Source organism: Ectopseudomonas guguanensis (assembly GCF_900104265.1).
Lineage (GTDB): Bacteria > Pseudomonadota > Gammaproteobacteria > Pseudomonadales > Pseudomonadaceae > Aquipseudomonas > Aquipseudomonas guguanensis.
The window spans coordinates 407015-428920 of sequence record NZ_FNJJ01000001.1 but is presented as its reverse complement, the minus strand read 5'-3'; the positions used below and the strand labels follow the sequence as shown (position 1 = coordinate 428920).

23 protein-coding genes are annotated in these 21906 nt (G+C 63.9%); 10 read left to right on the top strand and 13 right to left on the bottom strand.

What is annotated here, in order from left to right:
* Nucleotides 1–80: 80 nt before the first annotated feature.
* Complete coding sequence (metG, locus tag BLS61_RS02075; RefSeq protein WP_090426684.1) at nt 81–2117, bottom strand: methionine--tRNA ligase; 2037 nt, start codon at nt 2115–2117, stop codon at nt 81–83.
* Between the two features lie 160 nt (nt 2118–2277).
* Between metG and apbC the strand changes: the two genes are divergently transcribed.
* On the top strand, nt 2278–3366 hold the full coding sequence (apbC, locus tag BLS61_RS02070; protein WP_090426681.1) for an iron-sulfur cluster carrier protein ApbC: 1089 nt from the start codon (nt 2278–2280) through the stop codon (nt 3364–3366).
* A 523-nt stretch (nt 3367–3889) separates the two neighbouring features.
* On the opposite strand, the gene BLS61_RS02065 is transcribed toward apbC, so the two are convergent.
* Nucleotides 3890–4099: a cold-shock protein gene (locus BLS61_RS02065; protein WP_013714598.1), complete on the bottom strand. Its 210-nt coding sequence runs from the start codon at nt 4097–4099 to the stop codon at nt 3890–3892.
* A 303-nt stretch (nt 4100–4402) separates the two neighbouring features.
* Between BLS61_RS02065 and dcd the strand changes: the two genes are divergently transcribed.
* Both dcd and BLS61_RS02055 read left to right on the top strand, forming a co-directional pair.
* Nucleotides 4403–4969: a dCTP deaminase gene (gene dcd / locus BLS61_RS02060; protein WP_013714599.1), complete on the top strand. Its 567-nt coding sequence runs from the start codon at nt 4403–4405 to the stop codon at nt 4967–4969.
* Between the two features lie 320 nt (nt 4970–5289).
* A complete protein-coding gene (locus BLS61_RS02055; protein ID WP_090426678.1) occupies nt 5290–5502 on the top strand; it encodes a hypothetical protein in 213 nt (70 codons plus the stop codon).
* A 55-nt stretch (nt 5503–5557) separates the two neighbouring features.
* On the opposite strand, the gene nadE is transcribed toward BLS61_RS02055, so the two are convergent.
* From nadE to BLS61_RS02040, 3 genes are read right to left on the bottom strand one after another with little or no spacing between them, the layout of a single operon-like run.
* On the bottom strand, nt 5558–6385 hold the full coding sequence (gene nadE / locus BLS61_RS02050) for an ammonia-dependent NAD(+) synthetase (RefSeq protein WP_090426675.1): 828 nt from the start codon (nt 6383–6385) through the stop codon (nt 5558–5560).
* 10 nt (nt 6386–6395) lie between these two features.
* Nucleotides 6396–7595, bottom strand: coding sequence for a nicotinate phosphoribosyltransferase (gene pncB / locus BLS61_RS02045; protein ID WP_090426672.1), 1200 nt, complete (start codon nt 7593–7595; stop codon nt 6396–6398).
* Entirely contained in the window at nt 7592–8236 is a 645-nt protein-coding gene (locus tag BLS61_RS02040; protein ID WP_090426669.1) for a nicotinamidase, read from the bottom strand. Before BLS61_RS02040 ends, pncB begins: the two co-directional genes overlap by 4 nt.
* A 142-nt stretch (nt 8237–8378) precedes the next feature.
* On the opposite strand from BLS61_RS02040, the gene BLS61_RS02035 reads away from it, so the two are divergent.
* Complete coding sequence (locus BLS61_RS02035; protein ID WP_090426666.1) at nt 8379–9071, top strand: NUDIX hydrolase; 693 nt, start codon at nt 8379–8381, stop codon at nt 9069–9071.
* A 271-nt stretch (nt 9072–9342) separates the two neighbouring features.
* On the opposite strand, the gene BLS61_RS02030 is transcribed toward BLS61_RS02035, so the two are convergent.
* The 4 genes from BLS61_RS02030 to BLS61_RS02015 all read right to left on the bottom strand — a co-directional run bounded on the left by BLS61_RS02030 (nt 9343) and on the right by BLS61_RS02015 (nt 13247).
* Nucleotides 9343–11856: a penicillin acylase family protein gene (locus tag BLS61_RS02030; RefSeq protein ID WP_090426663.1), complete on the bottom strand. Its 2514-nt coding sequence runs from the start codon at nt 11854–11856 to the stop codon at nt 9343–9345.
* A 222-nt stretch (nt 11857–12078) separates the two neighbouring features.
* Entirely contained in the window at nt 12079–12543 is a 465-nt protein-coding gene (locus tag BLS61_RS02025; protein ID WP_090426660.1) for a DUF2489 domain-containing protein, read from the bottom strand.
* A 7-nt stretch (nt 12544–12550) separates the two neighbouring features.
* On the bottom strand, nt 12551–12745 hold the full coding sequence (locus BLS61_RS02020) for an SEC-C metal-binding domain-containing protein (protein WP_090426657.1): 195 nt from the start codon (nt 12743–12745) through the stop codon (nt 12551–12553).
* A gap of 4 nt (nt 12746–12749) precedes the next feature.
* Complete coding sequence (locus BLS61_RS02015) at nt 12750–13247, bottom strand: LEA/WHy family protein (protein ID WP_208598764.1); 498 nt, start codon at nt 13245–13247, stop codon at nt 12750–12752.
* Between the two features lie 192 nt (nt 13248–13439).
* Between BLS61_RS02015 and BLS61_RS02010 the strand changes: the two genes are divergently transcribed.
* Nucleotides 13440–13994, top strand: coding sequence for a hypothetical protein (locus BLS61_RS02010; protein ID WP_090426650.1), 555 nt, complete (start codon nt 13440–13442; stop codon nt 13992–13994).
* A gap of 65 nt (nt 13995–14059) precedes the next feature.
* Here BLS61_RS02010 and BLS61_RS02005 read toward each other — a convergent pair whose 3' ends face one another.
* From BLS61_RS02005 to BLS61_RS01995, 3 genes are all read right to left on the bottom strand, one after another.
* Complete coding sequence (locus BLS61_RS02005; protein ID WP_090426647.1) at nt 14060–15175, bottom strand: hypothetical protein; 1116 nt, start codon at nt 15173–15175, stop codon at nt 14060–14062.
* Nucleotides 15176–15242: 67 nt separating this feature from the next.
* Nucleotides 15243–15725, bottom strand: coding sequence for a YchJ family protein (locus BLS61_RS02000; RefSeq protein WP_090426644.1), 483 nt, complete (start codon nt 15723–15725; stop codon nt 15243–15245).
* Between the two features lie 4 nt (nt 15726–15729).
* On the bottom strand, nt 15730–16227 hold the full coding sequence (locus BLS61_RS01995; protein WP_090426639.1) for a DUF6231 family protein: 498 nt from the start codon (nt 16225–16227) through the stop codon (nt 15730–15732).
* A gap of 163 nt (nt 16228–16390) precedes the next feature.
* Between BLS61_RS01995 and BLS61_RS24085 the strand changes: the two genes are divergently transcribed.
* From BLS61_RS24085 to BLS61_RS01975, 4 genes are all read left to right on the top strand, one after another.
* Nucleotides 16391–17023 (top strand): OmpA family protein, encoded by a 633-nt coding sequence (locus tag BLS61_RS24085; protein ID WP_090426635.1) that lies wholly within the window; start codon nt 16391–16393, stop codon nt 17021–17023.
* A gap of 140 nt (nt 17024–17163) precedes the next feature.
* The gene (locus BLS61_RS01985; protein ID WP_208598763.1) at nt 17164–17898 is read left to right on the top strand and encodes a PA1041 family peptidoglycan-binding anchor lipoprotein; all 735 of its coding nucleotides are present in this window, start codon (nt 17164–17166) and stop codon (nt 17896–17898) included.
* 157 nt (nt 17899–18055) lie between these two features.
* Complete coding sequence (locus BLS61_RS01980) at nt 18056–18361, top strand: DUF1145 domain-containing protein (RefSeq protein WP_090426632.1); 306 nt, start codon at nt 18056–18058, stop codon at nt 18359–18361.
* Entirely contained in the window at nt 18354–19115 is a 762-nt protein-coding gene (locus BLS61_RS01975; RefSeq protein ID WP_090426629.1) for a hypothetical protein, read from the top strand. Before BLS61_RS01980 ends, BLS61_RS01975 begins: the two co-directional genes overlap by 8 nt.
* Before the next feature lie 40 nt (nt 19116–19155).
* Here the strand turns inward: BLS61_RS01975 and BLS61_RS01970 are convergent, their stop codons facing one another.
* Nucleotides 19156–19620 (bottom strand): CopD family protein, encoded by a 465-nt coding sequence (locus BLS61_RS01970; RefSeq protein WP_090426626.1) that lies wholly within the window; start codon nt 19618–19620, stop codon nt 19156–19158.
* 140 nt (nt 19621–19760) lie between these two features.
* On the opposite strand from BLS61_RS01970, the gene dinG reads away from it, so the two are divergent.
* Entirely contained in the window at nt 19761–21905 is a 2145-nt protein-coding gene (gene dinG, locus BLS61_RS01965) for an ATP-dependent DNA helicase DinG (protein ID WP_090426623.1), read from the top strand.
* Nucleotide 21906: the final 1 nt, after the last annotated feature.

The window sequence follows — 21906 nt, the reverse complement described above, 5'->3', positions numbered from 1 at the left end:
CGCCTATTATCGGGAAGCGCGTAGATGCAAACAAGCCGGCATTGGCCGGCTTGTTCGATGCCTATAAGCCTAGCTGGCGCTTACTTGACGCGCTGACCCGGCTTGGCGCCGCTGTCCGGGCTGAGCAGGTAGATTTCCTCGCCACCGGGGCCGGCGGCCAGGACCATACCTTCGCTGATGCCGAACTTCATCTTGCGCGGCGCCAGGTTGGCGACGTACAGGGTCAGGCGGCCTTCCAGCTTGCTCGGGTCCGGGTAGGCGGACTTGATGCCGGAGAACACGTTGCGCTTCTCGTCACCGATATCCAGCGACAGGCGCAGCAGTTTGTCTGCACCCTCGACGAACTCGCACTTCTCGATCAGGGCGATACGCAGGTCGACGGCGGCGAAGGCGTCGAAGTTGATCTCGGCGGCCAGCGGGTCCTTGGCCAGTTCGCCATTGCCCTGGGGTTTGGACGCTTCGGCGGCGAGGTCTTCCTTGGAGGCTTCGACCATGGCTTCGATCTTCGCCGGCTCGATGCGGGTCAGCAGCGGGTTGAACGGGTTGAGCTGGTGGTTGGCCAGCGGCAGCGACAGGTCGGCCCAGGTTTGCGGCTTCACATTGAGGAAGGCTTCGGCATCGGCGGCCAGCTTCGGCAGCACGGGTTTCAACATGATCACCAGCTGGCGGAACAGGTTGATGCCCAGCGCGCAGATTTCCTGCACCTCGGCCTGCTTGCCTTCGACCTTGTTCAGGGCCCAGGGCGCCTTGTCGGCGATCCAGGCGTTGGCGCGGTCGGCCAGCGCCATGATCTCGCGCATGGCGCGGGAGAAGTCGCGCGCCTCGTAGGCCTCGGCGATGCTCGGCGCGGCGGCCTGGAAGGCGTCCCACAGCTCCGGCTCCGGGTTGGCGGCGACCAGCAGGCCATTGTTGCCCTTGTGGATGAAGCCGGCGCAGCGGCTGGCGATGTTGACCACCTTGCCGACCAGGTCCGAGTTGACCTTCTGCACGAAGTCCTCGAGGTTCAGGTCCAGATCGTCCACGCCGCGGCCCAGCTTGGAGGCGTAGTAGTAGCGCAGGTATTCCGGGTTCAGGTGGTCCAGGTAGGTGCGCGCCTTGATGAAGGTGCCGCGCGACTTGGACATCTTTTGCCCGTTTACCGTCAGGTAGCCGTGCACGTTGACCGCAGTGGGCTTGCGGTAGCCGGCGCCTTCGAGCATGGCCGGCCAGAACAGGGCGTGGAAGTTGACGATGTCCTTGCCGATGAAGTGGTACAGCTCGGCGGTGGAGTCCTTGCCCCAGAAGGCATCGAAGTCCAGCTCCGGACGGCGCGCGCAGAGGTTCTTGAAGCTGGCCATGTAACCGATCGGTGCGTCCAGCCAGACGTAGAAGTACTTGCCCGGCTCGCCGGGAATCTCGAAGCCGAAGTAGGGCGCATCGCGGGAAATGTCCCACTCCTGCAGGCCGCCGTCGAGCCATTCGGCGATCTTGTTGGCCACCGCCTCCTGCAGCGCGCCGGAGCGCGTCCACTGCTTGAGCATGGCTTCGAAGTCCGGCAGCTTGAAGAAGAAGTGCTGCGACTCCTTGAGCACCGGCACCGCACCGGAGATGGCGGAGCGCGGGTTCTTCAGCTCGGTCGGCGAGTAGGTCGCGCCACATTTTTCGCAGTTGTCGCCGTACTGATCCTCGGTGCCACATTTCGGACAGGTGCCCTTGATGAAGCGGTCGGCGAGGAACATGCCCTTCTCGGGATCGAAGTACTGGGTCACCGCGCGGGTGGCGATATGCCCCTTGTCGCGCAGCGCCAGGTAGATGGCCGCCGACAGCTCGCGGTTTTCCTGCGAGTGGGTGGAGTGGTAGTTGTCGAAGTCCACCAGGAAGTCGGCGAAGTCGGCGGTGTGCTCGGCCTGCACGTTGGCGATGAGCTGCTCGGGGGTGATGCCTTCCTTCTCGGCGCGCAGCATGATGGCCGAGCCGTGGGCATCGTCGGCGCAGACGTAGATCGCCTGGTTGCCGCGCAGCTTCTGGTAGCGCACCCACATGTCGGTCTGCACGTACTCGAGCATATGGCCGAGGTGGATGGAGCCGTTGGCGTAGGGGAGGGCGCTGGTAACGAGAATCTTGCGGGCTTCGGTCATGGTGATCGGCTGCACTGGTAAAACGAGGGAAGTCGGCAACTATAAGGGAAGCGACAAGCTTCAAGCTACCTGCGGCAAGGAAAAGCGCATGCTGCGCTGCTTGGGGAGGCTGCTGCTATGATGCCCGCCTGATTTTCTGCCTGTCTTCTGGAGTTCTTGCATGAGTGCCGTCACCCGCGAAGCGGTCGAAGCCTGTCTGCGTCAGTTCACCGACCCCCATCTCGATCAGGACCCGGTCAGTGCCGGTTGCCTGCGCGAGGTCGACATCCAGGGCGCGCGCGTCACCGTACGTCTGGAGCTGGGCTACGCCGCCGGCCTGTTCAAGAACGGTTGGGCGCAGATGCTGCAAATGGCGCTGGAGAACCTCGATGGCGTCGACAGTGCGCAGGTAAAGGTCGACTGTGTGATCGACTCGCACCAGGGCCAGGCCCAGGTGCCGGCACTGGCCGGGGTAAAGAACGTGATCGCCGTGGCTTCGGGCAAGGGCGGTGTGGGCAAGTCCACCACCGCGGCCAACCTGGCGCTGGCGCTGGCCCGCGAGGGCGCGCGGGTGGGCATCCTCGACGCCGATATCTACGGGCCCAGCCAGGGCATCATGTTCGGCATCGCCGAGGGTACGCGGCCGCAGGTGAAAGATCAGAAATGGTTCGTGCCGCTCGAGGCCCATGGCGTGCAGGTGATGTCCATGGCCTTTCTCACCGACGACAACACGCCGATGGTGTGGCGTGGGCCGATGGTCAGCGGCGCGCTGCTGCAGCTGATCACCCAGACCGCCTGGAACGACCTCGATTACCTGGTGGTGGATATGCCGCCGGGTACCGGTGACATCCAGCTGACCCTGGCGCAGAAGGTGCCGGTGGCCGGCAGCGTGATCGTCACCACGCCGCAGGACCTGGCCCTGCTCGATGCCAGGAAAGGCGTGGAGATGTTCCGCAAGGTGCATATCCCGGTGCTGGGTGTGGTGGAGAACATGGCGGTGCACATCTGCTCCAACTGCGGCCATGCCGAGCACCTGTTCGGCGAGGGCGGCGGCGAGAAGCTGGCTGCGCAATACGGCGTCGAGCTGCTGGCCTCCCTGCCGCTGTCGATGGCCATCCGCATGCAGGCCGATGACGGCAAGCCGACCACCATTGCCGATCCGGAAAGCCAGATCGCCATGATCTATCAGGACCTGGCGCGCAAGGTCGGCGCGCGTATTGCCCTGGCTGGCAAGCCGGCGATGCCCAGCATCGAGATCAGTGAGGACTGAAAGCAGCCGCGTAGCGGCATCTGATGACCCTCTCCCATTTATGGGGCGAAGAGGCGCGTTTTGGAAGCATCGCTTCCTGCGCCTATGAGCGCCTGATCGCGAAGCGATCAGGCCGGGGCGCGGAGCGGGGTGCCCGAAGGGCGGGAGAGGGCAAAGCAGGCGACTCGGTCCTGGCTTGGCGAAGTCCACTCAGATCCCAATGCTGTTCACTTAGTAAACGGTCGAGCGCGTTTAGTCCCCTCGCCCCTATGGGGAGAGGGTTAGGGAGAGGGGGAAACTGGCAGTTTCTCGGAGTTTTCGGCCCTCTCCCCCAACCCCTCTCCCATAAATGGGAGAGGGGAGCCAATGCCTACGACCTTAAGTGAACAGCACTACACTCAGCTCCCGCTTCCTGTAGGAGCGGCTGGGCGGCATCCCGCTTCAGCCGCGATTTCGCCGATAAATCCGCTCCTACAAGGCGTGCAAACACCCATAAAAAAGCCCCGCACTAGGGCGGGGCTCTTTTCAAGCGGGGTAGCGCAGGTTAGATAACCTGAACTTCCTCAGCCTGCATGCCTTTCTGGCCACGGGTAGCCACGAAGGAAACCTGCTGGCCTTCCTTCAGGGTCTTGAAACCGTCGCTCTGGATGGCTTTGAAGTGTACGAACAGGTCGTCACCGGATTGCGGGGTGATGAAGCCGTAGCCTTTCTCATCGTTGAACCACTTGACGGTGCCAGTCTGACGATTGGACATGTGATGTCTCCTAACAAAAGTAATAACAGCCCTGGAAAAGCCCAGGCCGGGACTGAGTGCAACGAGTACTAGGAGTCGGACGATGTTTGGATCGAGATCTAGGCATCTAGTAGCGATTCGCGGTGACACATGCAGCACAGTGGGGACACCATACGTGTTTTTATCGCCAAGTGCGAATAGTCGATGCAGCTTTTTTGCAAATTATCGTCGCCGCCTGACGCGGCAAGCTTTGAAGCATGGCCCCGGGCTCGGTAAGATGCGCTCACTTTTTTTCGCAACAGCCCCAATTCAGGACACCTCGCCATGAGCATCAAATCGGACAAGTGGATTCGCCGCATGGCCCAGGAACACGGGATGATCGAGCCGTTCGTGGAGCGTCAGGTGCGTGGCGCCGACGCCAGTCGGGTGATTTCCTACGGTGTGTCCAGCTACGGCTACGATGTGCGCTGCGCCGACGAATTCAAGGTGTTCACCAACATCCACTCTGCGGTGGTGGACCCGAAGAATTTCGACGAGAAGAGCTTCGTCGACATCAAGAGCGACGTCTGCATCATCCCGCCGAATTCCTTCGCCCTGGCCCGCACCGTCGAGTACTTCCGTATTCCGCGTGACGTGCTGACCATCTGTCTGGGCAAGAGCACCTACGCGCGCTGCGGCATCATCGTCAACGTCACGCCGCTGGAGCCGGAGTGGGAAGGCCACGTGACCCTGGAATTCTCCAACACCACCAACCTGCCGGCGAAGATCTACGCCAACGAAGGCGTGGCGCAGATGCTGTTCCTGCAGTCCGACGAGGCCTGCGAAGTCTCCTACCGCGACCGCGGTGGCAAGTATCAGGGACAGACCGGCGTAACCCTGCCGAAAGCCTGATCACTGATGCGCGCAGCAGAAGCCTGGCGAAGCCCTAATACTGTTTAATTGGGGGGCTCGCGCTTGGCTCCCCTCTCCCATTTATGGGAGAGGGGTTGGGGGAGAGGGCAGAAGACACCGCAAAATTGCCAGTTTCCCCCCTCTCCCTAACCCTCTCCCCGGAGGGGCGAGGGGACTGATCGCGTTCAACCGCTTCTTATGTGAACAGCATTACGGGCGAAGCCCGGCTTTTTCATGGGCGCGACCTTCTGGTCGGATAGGCTGAATTTACTGCCTGCATGGGGTTCCATCTATAACCACCCATGCTCAGGAGCAGACTCATGCCCTTGCTCGACCTCAACGCAGCAAGCATTCCCGGCCAACCCGAACCCGATATCCCCGATCAGCCAGGCAAACCCGTGCCACCGCAGGAGCCGGGCGAGCCGACCTTGCCCGATCAGCCGCCACCCGCGCCGGTGGCCCAGTGCCGGCCTCGGGAGGTTTTCGAGCGCTGTGTACCACCGGCAGAGCGCATCGCCGGTGAGTGGCGTTGATCCACTGTGCAGACGAAGAAGCCGGGCATTGCCCGGCTTCTTTTTGCCCGAGGGATCAGGGTACCAGCGGTAATTCGCGTTTGTGGCGCGTGGCGTCGTAGGTGCGCACGATGGTGGCGTAGGCCTCGTCGCTGACTTTCTCTCCATGCAGGAAGGCATCGATCTCGGCATAGGTCACGCCGTGAGCCTCTTCGTCCGGCTTGCCGGGACGCAGCTCCTCCAGGTCGGCAGTGGGCGTCTTCTGCACCAGATGCTCGGGCGCCCCCAGGTGCGCGGCGATGGCGCGCACCTGTTTCTTCACCAGGCCCGACAGCGGGGCGAGGTCACAGGCACCGTCACCGAACTTGGTGAAGAAGCCCATCACCGCCTCGGCGGCGTGGTCGGTGCCGATCACCAGGCCATTGTTGGCGTTGGCGATGGTGAACTGGGCGACCATGCGAATGCGTGCCTTGACGTTGCCAATCACGAAGTCGCGACGGGCGTCGCTCAGCTGCTGCAGATGGCTGACCTGCTGGGCCAGGCCCTTGACGCTGTCGGCAATGTTGACGGTGCTGACCTCATCGGCACCGATGAAGTTCAGCGAGGCCTGGGCGTCGTGCTCGTCATGCTGGGTGTTGTGCGGCAGGCGCACGGCAATGAAGCGATAGTCGGCGTCTCCGGTCTCGGCACGCAGTTCTTCGACCGAAAGCTGAGCCAGGCGTCCGGCCGTGGTCGAGTCCACGCCGCCGCTGATGCCCAGTACCAGCACCTTGAGCCCGGACTGCTTGAGGGTGTTCTTGATGAAGGTCTTGCGCCGCTCGATCTCGGCGACCAGCGCGGCGTCGTCGGCAAAAGGGGGTACCACGTCGAGGGCGGCGGCGATTTCGGCTTGGCGGTTGCTCATGTCTGGCTCCTCACTGGATAACGCGAAAGACGTGTTTCAGGTAATGGACAAAGTTTTCATCGCGGCATTGCGTCTTGCCCGGCGTATCGGAAATCTTCGCCACGGGCTGGCCGTTGCAGGCGATCATCTTGAGCACGATGTTCATTGGCTCGACGCCGGGGATATCGCAGGTCAGGTTGGTTCCGACCCCGAAGCTTACGTGGATTCGCCCGGAAAGTGCACGGTAGAGCCGTAGCGACTTGGCCAGGTCGAGGCCGTCGGAGAACACCAGGGTCTTGCTCATCGGATCGATGCCCAGTTTCTCGTAGTGGGCGATGGCCTTTTCCGCCCACTCCAGCGGGTCGCCGGAATCATGGCGCAGGCCGTCGAAGAGCTTGGCGAAGTACAGGTCGAAATCGGCCAGGAAGGCGTCCATGGTGATGCAGTCGGTCAGGGCGATGCCGAGCAGGCCACGGTATTCGCGCACCCAGCAGTCGAGCGCGGCGATCTGGCTGTCGATCAGCCGTGGGCCGAGCTGCTGGTGCGCCATCAGCCATTCGTGGGCCATGGTGCCGATGGGCTTGAGGTCGAACTCGCGCGCCAGGTGCACGTTGCTGGTGCCGACGAAGCGCCCGGGGAAATCGCGCTTGAGGATATGCACCGCCTGTTCCTGCACGCGGTAGGAGAAGCGCCGGCGGGTACCGAAGTCGGCAAGCTGAAAACCTGCCAGTTCGCTCGGCGAAGCCTCGGCCTTGAGCCAATCGAGCTTCTCGTACAGGCGCTCGGCAGCCTGTTCCAGCAGTACCTCGCGGTAGCGATAGCGGTTGCGCACCTCGCTGACGATGGCCAGCAGCGGCACCTCGAAGAGGATCACGTGCAGCCAGGGCCCGCGCAGGCGAATGCTCAACTGGCCGTCTTCGATGCCCGTGTGGACGTAGCGCAGGTTGAAGCGGAACAGGCTGAGAAAGCGGATGAAGTCGGGCTTGATGAACGGGATGCGCTCGAGAAAGGCGAGCTGGTCCGCAGTGATGCTCAGCTCGCTCAGGCGCTCGATCTGATAGCGGATCTCCGCCAGGTAGGGCGTCAGGTCCTCGCTGCTGCGGCAGCGAAATTCCCATTCCACCTCGGCGTTGGGGTAGTTATGCAGCACCGCCTGCATCATGGTCAGTTTGTAGAAATCGGTATCCAGCAGGTTCTGCACGATCCGTTCGGCGAAGATGCTCTCGCTCATCGCAGGTTCTCCTTGGCTAGGGCGCTGTCCAGCTGTTCCAGGCTGGCGGCAAGTGTGATGCCCTGCTCGCTCATGGCGATGCAGGCGGTTTCGGCAGTTTCGCTGGCGATGGCTCGACAGGCCGGCAGATACACGATCACCTCGAAGCCGGCGCGGCGCAATTGCAAGGCGGTGGTCCTGACGCAGTAGTCCAGTGCCAGACCGCCGACCAATACAAGGTCGACGCCATTTTGCCGAAGAAATTCGATCACGCCCGTGCTGCGCTTCTCGGCCAGGTCGTGGTAGCAGGCGCCATAAGGATGCAGATCGGGCTCCACGCCCTTCCACACGAAGTAGTCGTAGTCCAATGGCGCCGGCAAGCCGTCGAGCAGTTCGAAGCCGGGTGTGCCGGGCACGCAATGGCTGACCCAGGTCAGATCGGCATTGGCCAGCGGCAGCGCTTGCAGCATCTGGGCGTGGTCCGGCACCACCCAGGCGGCTTGCGGGCTGTGGGCATCCTTGCTGCCGACGCGTAGCTGAGCGCGCGCTGCCAGCTGGTTCAGTGCCGGGACGATGGCGTCGCCCTCGGGTACTGGCAGCTCATTGGGACAAAGCGGCGTGAAGCCTTTCTGGGCGTCGACGTCGAAGCTGGCGATCTTCATGGTGCGCCTCCTTACTGCGCTTGGATGACTACATATTTCATCTGATGAAATATGTAGTCAAGCGTTTTCATCAATTCTTGCGTGAAAGAAGGCGAATTATTGGTCAAGATGAAATAAGTCCATGACGGAGGCGAATGGAAGGATGAGTGCAGTGGAAGTACTGGCCGGGGTGGATATCGTCGCCCTGCGCCTGAGCGAAGAGGGGACGTTGCAGGTGCTGCTGCTGCGTCGCCAGCGCGAACCCTATATGGGGCAGTGGGCACTGCCGGGGGTGCTGGTCAATGGTCGCTGCGCCGATGCCAGCCTGGATGCCGCCGCGGCACGTGCCCTGGCGGACAAGGCGCGTCTGCAACCGCGGTATCTGGAACAGGTGACAACGGTGGGCAACGGCGTGCGTGATCCGCGTGGCTGGTCGCTGAGCACCTGTTACCTGGCGCTGCTGGCGCCTGACGTCGTGCCGCAGGGCGAAGATCTGCAGTTCGTCGAATTGGCCGCTGTCATTTCCGGGCAGCAGGCCTTGCCATTCGACCATTCGCAACTGGTGCGTCTGGCGGCCGAGCGCCTGCGCGGCAAGTCGGTCTACAGCTCGCTGCCGCTGTACCTGCTGGCCCCGCGCTTTACCGTGACCGAAGCGCTGGCGGCATTCCAGGCCTGCCTGGGCGAGCCGGTGCAGCACACCACCCTGCGTGGCCGCCTGGAACGGATGAAGACCCAGGGCTGGATCGGCGAGACCGGTGAGAAGAACTACCCGAAGATGGGCCGGCCGCAGAATCTGCTGGAGCATCGCCCGCTGGCGGCTGAGGTTTTCGTCTTCGACCGCAGCCTGCTGGCTTGAAAGCAGGTCGGCAGGCACTGCCTGCAGGCCCGGCGATTCATGCAGGCAAAAAAATAGGCGCCAGAGGGCGCCTGGGGAGCATTTCAATCGATGCATGGGTTCTGAACCCGCTGCGGTGAGAAAGTTCAGTCGGTGATGTGGAAATGCCATCCTTCTTTTCCACAGGCAAAAGAAAAGGCGCCGGAGCGCCTTAAACGATGATCTATGGAGTAAGTCGACTACTCAGAGTGGCGGCGCTGGGATTGGTTCAGCGTCGCCCGACGAACGGTCGTCATTTGGCCGGCATCAGCAGCAGGCGCTGGTTGCCGTAGACCTTGTCCAGATTCTCCGACTTGAACGGGAAGCTCATGTAGCCGCCCTTGAGCCATGACTCGATGCCGTCGGCATAGTGCGGGCTGGCCGGATTGCCGGACTGGCCCGAGCTGTTGACGCCCACCAGCGGCTCGTCGGCGGCGAAATCCACCACGATGCGCATGGCGGGGATCAGGAAGGTGTCGAAGTCCTGGCCCCAGGCGTAGGCCGAAACGTTCAGCGTGCTGTGATCCCCTCCGGCCTGATAGGGGCCGCGATCCAGATAGCCTTTCAGGGCGTTGATGCTGGTGCGCTGGCTGGCGCTCATGTAGGGCGCCAGGCGCGTGCTATCGCTGACCCATTCATAGGTGTGCAACTTGCCCCACTGCCAGTTGCGCCGCTCCGTGCCCAGACGGCTTTCCAGCAGCTCGATGCTGGCGGCCAGGCTGCGGGCGAGAATGGTCGGTTTGTCTTCCTGCTGCGGGGTGCGAATGTCGTTCCAGAACGGGCTGTCGACGCGGCCGAGCAGATGGTCGGCCTGCGCCGAGTAGGAGGTGTTGGCGGTCTGCACCAGCGCCTGCCAGGCCGGGCTGCTTTCCGGCCCGAGTTCGTCGAGGAAGATCTGTCGCGCGCTTTCATGCAGGAAGGCGCCGTAGATGGCGGCATCGGCCGAGCTGGCGGCGAGTTTGCCGTCGAAGGCGAGCAGGCGTTTCAGCGCTTCATCGGCACGCTCGCGCTGGCCAGCCGGCAGGGCGGCGATGGCCTGGCGCAGCGAGTCGTGCATGGCCGGGTCATTGAACATGGCCTGCAGCTTGGCGACGAAGGGCGAGGTCTGGTCGTACTGCATGGCGATCATGCTGCGGCCGTCGTGTCGGCCATTGCCGGCCAGTTCGGCGATGCGCTCGGCACGCTCGGGGTAGTACCAGGAACTGGACAGCTGCATGCCGTAGCCCGGCGGTACGCTGCGCTCGTTGGCGGTGCCCAGCCAGCCCCGTGGCGGGTCCTGGTCATAAGGATGCAGCATCGGGTCGGCGAAGCCGTCCCAGGCGTAGCGCTCGTCCCAGCCAGGGGAGGGCAGCAGGCCGCGGCCTTCACGGCGATTGGGGTAGCGACCGGTGACCTGCCAGCCGATGTGCCGGGCGTCGGCGAAGACGATATTGAGCGGCATGGCGCGTATTTCCCGCGCCGCCTCGAAGGCCTCGTCCACCGACTGCGCACGGGACAGGTCGAAGAAGGCATCCAGGCTGTTGTCACGCTCGAGCTGAGTGGTTTTCAGCGCCAGGCCATAACCGCTCTGCAGCGGCAAGGGCTGCAGCGAGTGCTTGCGCTCGCCGAGCACCGAGTTGAGCAGCGGGCCGTTGCGGGTTTCGTACAGCGTTTCGCGGATCGGCCGCTGGCCGCGGATGAAGAAGGTTTCCTGGCGTTCGGCGACCGGCAGCCACTTGCCGTCGGCCTGGTACATCAGGCGGCTGCCTTCGCGCTTGATGCGCTCCAGATAGATGTCCTGATTGTCGCCCATGACCATGGTCATGCCCCAGGCCAACTTGCCGTTGTAGCCGGCGACCACGGCCGGCACGCCCGCGAGGGACACCCCGGCGGCCTGGTACTTGGGCGAGCGGATCTGCACGAAATTCCACAGCGAGGGCATCGCCAGCGGCAGGTGGGTATCGTTGGCCAGCAGGCTCTTGCCGCCGCGGCTGCGCTCGGGGGCGATGGCCCAGTTGTTCGAGGCGGCGACGCCGAGCATATGCTGCTCGGCAATCTGCGCCGCCGTGCGGGAAATCGCCTGCAGGCCCGGCAGCTGCCCTTTGAGGTCGAGGCCGGCGAGCTTTTCCGCCTCGGCGAAGGGCAGCGGTTCGTCCGGGTAGATCGGCAACAGCCAGGGCAGCTTGTCGGCGCCGACCTGTTGGGCCATGGTCAGCGCGGCGATTTCCTCCTGCAGGTTCACCGCCAGGCCGAAGTTCAGCAGGCAGAACAGCAGCACCGAATCCTCGGGTTTCCAGTACTCGGGGCGGTAGCCGGATGCGGCCAGGTCCATCGGCAGGCGGTCGCGGTAGCGGAACATGTAGGCGTTGACGCCACGCGAATAGACTTCGAAGAAGCGTTTCAGGCGCGGCGAGGCGTCGGCGTAGAGAATTTCCGCGCTCTTTTTCAGATTCACCGCACGCATGAAGCGGTCCATTTCCAGCACGCCCGGGCCGGCCATTTCCGCCAGGCGACCCTGGGCCAGCAGGCGCATGCCGACCATCTGGCTGAGGCGGTCGCCGGCATGCACGTAGCCCAGGGTAAACAGCGCGTCATGGAAATTGCTCGATTCGATCAGCGGCATGCCGAGAGCATTGCGCCGCACCGATGCACTTTCGGCCACGCCCTGAATGCGCTCGACGCCACGGGTGGGCGGCACGCTGTCGGCGTAACGGCTGTTGAGCAGGGACTGGCAGCCGGCGAGGCTGATCAGTGAGGCGGCAAGAGTCAGGCGGGCCAGCGCGCGCATGGCGAAGTTCCTTGGTGTGCGGACGGTCGAGGCCGGTCGTGCAGCGGTCGGCCACAAAGGCGCCAAGGTAAAGAGGCTGGTGGAGCCTGGCAAGAGGCCGCGAGATCCGTTCAAAGGCCGCAGCGGGTCTGCGATGCCGGTTCGACGGCGGGCTGCAAGGCAGCCCGGTCAAGTGCCCATCTCTGGCGCACCCGTGCGAATGCGCCGTCGACTCTCGCCTCGTCAGGCGCTTGCCTGAGGTCCTTTGAGTCCTTCGTCCAGCAGCCAGCGTGCGGCGATGCGCGCGGCGGCCTTGTGTTGCAGTTCCAGCTCGTTGAAGCGTTTTTCGAAGCGACGCCGTTCGGACTTGTCCAGAGCCTTCCAGGCCGCATGGGTGGGTACGTCGGCAGTGGCTTCGAAAAGCACGTGGAATACCTGGCAGCGGCTGTCATTGCTCAGGGTGCTGTCGTAGTTGTCGAGCAGCACCTTGATGCGAATGGCGCCTTCGATCAGCGGCAGCTGCTCGTCGAGCAGACTGCTGGCGAGGATGTGCAGGTCGCCGCCGAGGCGTTGCTGGCGCTCCTGCTGCGCTTCGTCGCGGGCGCGCTGGTTGGCCCATACGCGGCGCCAGAGGTTCCAGGCATAGGCAGCCAGCGCCGCGATGAGCAGCAGGCCGGTCGTTAGCAGGGTGAGGGTCAGGGCATCCATGCGCGGTTCAGGCGCCGTGGCACTTCTTGAACTTCTTCTGGCTGCCGCAGGGGCATGGGTCGTTGCGGCCGACATCCTTCAGCGCGTTGCGCACCGGCTCCTGATGGCCGTGGTTGCAGTGCGGGCCGTGCACGTGGCCATGATCGTGATGATCGTGGTCATGGTTGCAGTCTGGGCCGTGGACGTGGGGTTGGTTGTTCATGGTGTTACTCCCGGATGAAATCGCCGGGAATTATCTCGCCATTGCGCGCCATGTGCACGCTGCGACCGAACAACATGCCGGTTTTCACTTCGCCCTTGAGGCTGTAGCGAATCGGTACGTCGGGTTTTTCCAGGGCCTTGACGATCTGCCGCACATGGCGCCAGAGATTGGTGCGCACCGGCACCTCGAAGGTGTGATGACCATGCGCAGGCACGGTGAACCACTCGTTGGAGTGCCCTTCGGCCAGCTGGATGCCGTTGATATGGACGTTGTAGTCCAGCCCGCGCACCGGCAGGCTGACGCCGTTGGGATTGTCGATTCGGAAACGCAGCCTGAATTCCTGCTCGAGCAGTCTGGCCTTGATCACATCAACTTTGATGAGTTGGACATCCGGGTCCTTGAAACCACCCGACATCCAGGTAGAGCATCCTGCCAGCCCGGAGAGCAGGCCGAAAAACATCAATAGGCTGATAATTCTTATCATTTGCGCCTGAGAAAACATTTCACACCCCCATTGCGACCCAGTGTAACAAGCAAGTGCTTGGCTGCAACGGGGGGAACGGCATTATTTTCAGGACGATATCGTCGCAGTTTGCAGAGTTGGTGAATCGGCATGGCATGGATGAGAGGTCTGCAGTGTCAGGGCAAAGGAACCTGCGCCATACTGAGCGGCGAATAGGACAGGAGTGTGACCATGAGTCGCTACGAGATCGCCTTCTCCGGGCAACTGGTGCCGGGGGCACAGCCGGAGCTGGTCAGGGCCAATATGGCCAAGCTGTTCCAGGCCGATGCCCAGCGCATTGCCCAGTTGTTCTCCGGGCGCCGCATCGTGATCAAGAACAACCTCGACGCCGCGGCTGCGGAAAAGTACCGCGCGACCCTGGAGCGTGCAGGTGCGCGCGTCGAAGTCGTGGATATGGACATGCCCATCGAGGAGGTGGAGCTGGCGCCGCCACCTCCGGTGGAGCCGACGCCCGCTCCGGTTGCCGCGCCCGTTGCGGCCAGACCGGGACGGTTGCAGGTCGCGCCGCGTGACGAATACATGGCCGCCTTCAGCGAGGTGGATGCGCCGGATTTTGGCATCGCTCCGGTGGGCAGTGATCTGCAGGACGCCAGGCCCGATGCCGAAGCGCCGCGGGTCGACCTGTCGCAGTTCAGCCTGGCACCGGTGGGCAGCGACATGGGGCAGGCCAAGCCTGCGGCTCCGGCCCCAGCGCCGGATACCTCGCATCTGAAACTGCAGGACTGACCGCTTCGCGGGTTGCAACGCCGTGAGCTGCGCAGGCAGCCACGGCGTTCTTGCGCCGGATGCGACTAGCTCGCCTTGCACTTGGCCTGCGCTTGCTCCGGCTTGAGGTTGCGCACGCTGGTGAAGAACAGCTCGCAGGTTTGCAGTTTTTCCGTCACTTGCCATTTCTGGGTGCAGCTGTTGAGCAGCTGCTGCGCATCGCGCGTCGGCTGCTGGCCCATGCCGGCCTGCCAGCAGGCCGCACTCAGGTCCTGTCCCATCACCTTGATTCCCGCCGCGTTGGCGGCATCCTCGCTACCCTTGTTGTTGGCCGGGTCGGCGGCGTACCAGATATAGCTGGGATGATTGGCGCCGAGTACGGAGATCTGCCGGCTGGCCCCGGCGTTGATCTGGCCGAGCCCGAGCACCGGCAGGGTTACTCCGTATTGCTGCTTGATCCAGCTGCGCACCGGGCTGCCGAAGGCGACCATCGGCAGGCTGGTGTTGTCCGACCCAGCGCTGAGCTCGTCGACCATGCGCCGCTGATAATCGTTGAAGTAGCCGTAAACGCCTTCCAGGGTGCTCCCCGCACTGGCCGGGGCAGCGATGGGGGCAATGTCGACGATGGTCTGGTAGGCCGGCGTCTGCTCCAGCGGTATGCCGTTGTAGCTGAGCAGCGCGGCCCAGCGGTCGGTGGTGCTCGAGCGCAGGTAGTCCTGAGCCTGGGTCAGCGAGTAGTCCGGTGGAAAATGCAGCAGCTCGACGCTCTTGCGGTTTTCCAGGGCCATGCCCAGGGGCAGGAAGAAGTACCAGTTGTACTGCCACTTGCCGTCAAGATTCAGCTGGCTGGCGCCGCGATAGGCCAGCTCGCCGGTATCGAGCAATTGCAGCAGCGATTTGCCGTAGCCCGCCGGGGTGCCCTGGAAATACGCCTGCACGCGTTCGCCGCTACGCGTGACGCGTACGCTGGCTTGCGCGTAGCCATCGCGCGCCAGGCTCTGCTGCAGGTAGTGCTCGACCGTCTGCTCCAGCGTCCAGTCGCGGTAGCAGATCACGCTGCAGTTGTTGGGATAGGCGAACAGGCGAGTGACGCGCTGGCTGTCTCCCAGGTCCAGCGTTTCCCCTGGCTGCTCACCGTGCGGGCTGGCGCAGCCAAACAGCAGGCTGGCCAGGATAAGAGCGATACCACTTTTCTTGTGCATGACTTTCTCCTTGTTGAGTGTCCTTGTGGGACGATTCAACTCAAGCAGAAAGCGTGATTAACGCCAGTCAGCCATTCAGATAGGGCGCGCAGCACTTCTTGAACTTCTGCCCGCCCTGGCAGGGGCAGGGGTCGTTGCGTCCGGCCTTCAGGGGCACAGTCGGGTCGAGGAAGTACCAGCGCCCCTGCACCTGAACGAATGCCGAGCACTCGCGGTGGCAGTGCTCGCCGTTCTCGTCGTGCCAGCGCGCGGTGGAGGTCACCTGTGCATGCTCGGGTTGGCCGCCGAACACCTCGCTACCTTCGACCTCCAGACCCAGCCAGGTGGCCTGAGCACTCCAGGCCGCCATGGCCTCGCGATCGAGGCCCTGCTGCTGGACCGGCAGGGTAGTGGCCACCAGGTAATCCACCAGACCCAGCACGTAGGCGCTGTAGCGCGAGCGCATCAGCAGGGCGGCGCTGGGGGCGTGGGTGCCTGCATGGAAGTGGCCGCAGCACTGGCTCAGCGGGTTGCCGCTGCCACAGGGGCAATTGGGATCGGCTGGGGTCATCGCTCTACCACCAATATTTGCCGAAGTTCTGGGGATTGGCCCAGAACTTTGCATTCAACCAGTCGGGAACTTGCTTGTAATCGAGTAGATCATAGGTGAACAGATGCAGGGTCTGTCCCTCGCGCTGGAACTGCTCACTGGCCTGCATGGCCAGAGCGAAGAAGTCGGTTTCCTGCCAATCGGCAGCTTTGAGGTCGAGCAATACGGCGATCCGGCTGGCGTTGAGGTTGCGAATGCCGCCCAGCAGCTGCAGTCCATCGCGTTTGGGTAAGTGCTCCAGGCAGTCGACCAGCAGAGCCAGGTCGAAGCGCTGCGCGGCCAGTTCAGGCGCCAGGGGCGCGGCAGGCGCGGTGGTGACCTGGCATTGCCGATGGGCGCCGTGAAAGGCGCTGACTGCGGGGAGCTCGCTCGCGCCGAGCAGCAGAAGCTTCTGCGGCGTATAGCGGGCGAGCAGTGCCGCAATGGCCTGCTGTGGAGTACGGGTGCTAAGGCTGGCAGTCATCGAACTTCCTCGAAAAGTCTGCAAAGACTAACGCGGTGTCGGTATCAGGCCTAGAGTGAGAGAAGATTATCCGTAAAAGCTGCTATAGCTGGCGGATTGCACAACTCCTGTCTTTACTACTATCGAGTCGGTTATGGGCCGATGAACATTGGAGACCTAAAGTATGAGTATCACAAGGAATGCAGTACCCCTGATTCTGGCTAGTACCTTGTTGACCGGCTGCGCCGGCCTGCAGAAAACCGACTGGCCCACCTGTGCGGCCGTAGGTGGTGTGGGCGGTGCGGCGCTGGGCGCGATCGAAAGCTCTACCTGGGCCGGCGGCGGTGCCGTGCTGGGCGCCGGCATGGCGGCGGCTTACTGCTGGGTGCATGGTGCCGAAGCTCAGCAGGTGGCCGTCGTCGAAGAACAGGTCGTGGTCGAGGAAGTTGCCGTGGCCGAGCCGGCCGAAGCCGTGCGCGTGGAACTGGACGTCAAGTTCGACTTCGACAAGGCGCAGGTCAAGCAGGAGAGCTATGGCGACATCAAAGCCCTGGCCGACTTCATGAAGCAGTACCCGCAGACCACCACCGTGGTCGAAGGCCATACCGACTCCGTGGGTAGCGATGCCTACAATCAGCGCCTGTCCGAGCGCCGTGCCGGTGCCGTGCGCGACGTGCTGGTCAACCAGTACGGTGTCGAGTCCGGCCGCGTGCAGGCGGTGGGTTATGGCGAGAGCCGTCCGGTGGCCGACAACGCCACTGCCGAGGGCCGCGCGATCAACCGTCGTGTAGAGGCCGAGGTCGAAGCTCGGCCGTAAGGCATCGGGCTCCGCACAATACGTCAAGCGCACGGGCCCGACCGGTTCTCCACCGGTCGGGCCTTTTCTTGTGCGAAGCGCAGCGGCCGTCTTTACTCCTGTGATACCGGCAACATGCCGGTATCACAGGAGACACAGCCATGAGAGTCGAGTTTTCGAGGGTTTTACCCTTTCTCCTGGTCAGCAGTGTTCTCTCGGGTTGTGCCACGACTTCCAGTACGGGAGACGCGCCGCTCAACCAGGGGAACTGGCCCCTGTGCAGTGCGATTGGAGCCCTGGCCGGTGGCGGCCTCGGTGCAATCGAAAGTTCCACCTGGGCAGCCGGCGGCGCGGTAGCCGGTGCCGTACTGGGCGCCATCATCTGCTATGCGCAGGACGGCGACGAGGATGGCGACGGCGTGTTCGACCGCCGTGATCGCTGCCCCGGCACGCCTGCAGGGACCGCGGTGGGGCACAACGGCTGTCCGTTGCCGCAATACCCTGCCAGCGTTGCCGCCGCGCCGGCGATGGAGCCGCAGGTGCAGGATGAGGTCATCGTCCTCAGCGATCTGGGCAACGTACTGTTCGCATTCGACTCGGCGCAGCTGACAGCCGATGCGCAGCGGCTGCTCACTGATGTCGGTACCCGCCTGAACGGTGCCAGCCTGGTCGCGGTCAGGGTTGTCGGGCATACCGACAGCGTCGGTTCCGATGCCTACAACCAGGCGCTGTCCGAGCGCCGCGCCCGCAGTGTCGCCGATTTTCTCATCGCTCAGGGCGTGCCTGCCGGCAAGCTCAGTACCGAAGGGCGCGGTGAGAGCCAGCCGGTGGCGGACAACGGCAGCGATGCCGGACGTGCGCAGAATCGTCGCGTCGAGTTGTACGTTTCTCGCTGAATCGGAAAGGGCGTACCCGGGGCGTTGCTGGCCTGGGTGCGCCTTTTTTCTGTTCGCCGCTATTCCACGTCATGGAAAGTAATCCTTCGCACTGGTGGTCCGGGCTGCGACCGGTTAACGTGCTGCGCTATCAGAAAAACCGAGCACGAGGGCGGGGATGAAAGCACTGTTGATCATGGGCAAGGCGCTGGCCTTGGTCTTCTGGCTGGTGTTCGGCGCGGCTCTGGCCAGGCGCCTGGGGGCACCGTTCGAGCAACTCGTCTACCTGCTCGCGGCCTTCCTTGCGCTGCTGCATGGCGTGCAGTTGTGGTTGTTCTCCGGTTTGCTGTCCGGTCGCGCCAATCCCTGGCTGGACCGTCTGCAGGTGTTGCTGTTCGGCATTTTTCACCTGTATCCGCTCAAGCCCCTGCCGCAGCCCGAAACCGCCACTGACGCGGCGATGGAGGAGGCTGCGCATGCGTAATCTCGTGCTGCTGCTGTGGCTGTGCGCCGGTACGGCGCTGGCCGGCACACAGGTCAAGGTGCCTTCCAACACCCTGATGCGCCTGCCCGTTGCCAGCAATACCCTGCAGCTGGAGCGGCTGGAAGTGGCGGATCAGGCGACCCTGATGATTCCGGCGACGCTGACCGAGTTGCGCATCGGCCAGTTGCTGATGGGGCGCGACGCGCGCATCGGGGTGGCGCCGAGTGATCAGCCGCTACGGCTTGTGGTCGAGGATGCCGATATAGGCCCCGGCGCCTGGATCAGCGCCAAGGGCGCCGCCGGTACCCATACCCGACCGGCGACACCGGGGCGCGAGATCAGTCTCAAGCTGCACAAGCTGACATTCGAATCGCTGACCCTGGACGTACGCGGAGGCCAGGGCTCGCCTGGCTATGCCGGGCTCGGTGGTGCGCACGGCAAGCCCGGTGGCTGTACCTGGGGCCAGGCCAGTGCGGGCTACGATGGCCAGGATGGTACCGATGGCCACGATGGCGCGCCGGGCGGCAATGTGGTGCTGGAGGTGCCGCACCATGTCGAGGTCGAGCGCATGCAGGTGTTGCTCGACGGCGGCGCGGGCGGTGCTGCGGGCGCGGCGGGGCGTCCCGGTCGCGGTGGTGCGGCCAAGGGCTGCCTGCTCTATGGCGTGGATGGCGCCGCTGACGGCAAACCGGGTCAGCCAGGGCGCGAAGGTGCGGCAGGACGCAGCGGCGCCGTGCAAGTGTTCCGCTTCTAGCGAGCGGCTGCGCGGGTGCGCACCCCGGCAGCTTCGCCAATCAGAATGAAGGGCGCATGGCCACCAGCGTCATCAGCGCCAGGCCGATCAGCAGGTTGCTGCCCACCACCCTGCGAATCCGTCCCAGAACCTCGCCACCCGCCTGCCAGTTCTCGCTCTCCACGGCGCGCCGCAGCTCCGGCAGCTGCAGCGCCTGAATACGCAGGAACAGGGCGAGCATCACCAGGTACAGTCCCATCATGATGTGCACGTAGCGCGGCGCGGCGTCGAAGCCGCTGTAGCTCATGTGCAGCATGCCCATGCCGGTTACTGGCAGGGCCAGTACCGCCAGCCAGACCCAGACGAAGAAACGCTTGAACACGCTCAGCCACAGGCGCAGACGCGCGGGCGCTTCCAGCGTGTCGACCGCAGCCGGGCGCAGGATCATCCAGGCGAAGAACATCCCCCCGACCCAGACGACAGCAGCGAGCAGGTGTAGGGCATAGAGCGGTGCATAGGGCGTCATGTGGTGTCTCCATCGGGGCCGTTGGGCAGTTCGCGGCATTCGATTGGCACGCGAGTCTGCGCCAGATCGATTGGCGCGCTATGATAGCGGCCGCTCCGCGAATACTGAAAATTTATCCAGCCTTTTTCGTTTCAGAATCCATGCTCAGTACCGAACTCAAGACCCAGATCCAGGGCGCCTATTCGCGCTTTCTCGAGGCCAAGTCGCTCAAGCCGCGCTATGGCCAGCGCCTGATGATCGCCGAGATCGCCAAGGTGCTGGGTGCGATCAAGACCGACGACGAGGGTAAGCGCCTTGGCGAGCCCGCGGTGGTCGCGGTGGAGGCGGGCACCGGTACCGGCAAGACAGTGGCCTACAGCCTGGCCACCATTCCTACGGCCAAGGCCGCCGGCAAGCGCCTGGTGATCGCCACTGCGACGGTCGCCCTGCAGGAGCAGATCGTGCACAAGGATCTGCCCGATCTTTTGCGCAACAGCGGGCTGAATTTCAGCTTCGCCCTGGCCAAGGGGCGTGGGCGTTACCTGTGCCTGTCCAAGCTCGACCACCTGCTGCAGGACGGCGCCGCGCAGAGCGCCACGGCCCAACTGTTCGAGGAAGAAGGCTTTCGCATCGACGTCGACGAGCAGGGGCAGAAGCTGTTCACCGCGATGATCGAGAAACTGGCCGGCAACAAGTGGGACGGTGACCGCGACAGCTGGCCCGAAGAGCTGGAGGACAGCCGCTGGGCGCAGCTGACCACCGACCACAGCCAGTGCACCAATCGCCACTGCCCGAATTTCCAGCAGTGCGCCTTCTACAAGGCACGCGAAGGCATGGGCAAGGTCGACGTGATCGTCACCAACCACGACATGGTGCTGGCCGACCTGGCGCTCGGCGGTGGGGCTGTGCTGCCTGATCCGCGCGAAACCATCTATGTATTCGACGAAGGCCACCACCTGCCGGACAAGGCAATCGGCCACTTCGCCCATTTCACCCGCCTGCGCTCCACCGCCGACTGGCTGACCCAGATCGACAAGAACCTGACCAAGCTGCTGGCGCAGAATCCGCTGCCTGGCGATCTCGGCCGCCTGATCGAACAGGTGCCGGAGCTGGCCCGTGAGCTCAAGACCCAGCAGCAGTTCATGTTCTCGGCCTGTGAAGAGATTGCCGACTTCAAGGCCGGCGAGGACATGGAAGGGCGCGAGCGCCCGCGCCACCGCTTCGTCGGCGGGGTGGTGCCGCAGCACCTGACCGAACTGGGGCTGGAGCTGAAGAAAGGCTTCTCCAAGCTCAACGACCTGTTCACCGGCGTTACCGAGCTGCTCAAGGAAGCCATGGATGGTGAGGGCGCAGTGGGTATCGCCAGCCACCAGGCCGAGGAGTGGTATCCGCTGTTCGGCAGCCTGATGGCCCGCGCCAAGGGCAACTGGGAGCTGTGGCTGGCCTTCACCGCCGAGGACCCCGAGGAAAGCCCGCCGATGGCGCGCTGGCTGACCCTGGCCGAGAGCGGTGCGCTATACGACATCGAGGTCAACGCCAGCCCGATCCTCGCCGCCGAGACTCTACGCCGCAACCTGTGGAATGTTGCCCACGGCTGCCTGGTGACGTCCGCGACCCTGACCGCGCTGGGCACCTTCGACCGCTACCGCATGCGGGCCGGGCTGCCCAAGGTGGCGGTCACCGCCATCGTGCCGAGCCCTTTCCACCATGCCGATGCCGGCCTGCTGCGTGTGCCGGATCTGAAGGCCGACCCGCGCGAGGCCGCCGCGCATACCGCGGCGATCATTCGTGATCTGCCGAGCCTGGTGGCTGGCAGCCGTGGCTCGCTGGTGCTGTTCTCCTCGCGCAAGCAGATGCAGGACGTGTTCGATGGCCTTGACCGTGACTGGCGCAAACGTGTGTTCATCCAGGGCAACCTGTCCAAGCAGGAGACCCTGAACAAGCACAAGGCGCGGGTCGATTCAGGTGAGGAGAGCGTGCTGTTCGGCCTGGCCAGTTTCGCCGAAGGCGTCGACCTGCCGGGCGCCTATTGCGAGCATGTGGTGATCGCCAAGATTCCCTTTGCCGTACCCGACGACCCGGTGGAAGCGGCGCTGGCCGAGTGGATCGAGGCGCGTGGCGGCAATCCCTTCATGGAAATTGCCGTGCCGGATGCGTCGCTGCGCCTGGTACAGGCCTGCGGTCGCCTGCTGCGTACCGAGGCCGACCGCGGCACCATCACGCTGCTGGATCGCCGTGTGGTTACCCAGCGTTACGGCAAGGCCATTCTCAATGCCTTGCCACCGTTCCGCCGGCAGATAGATTAAG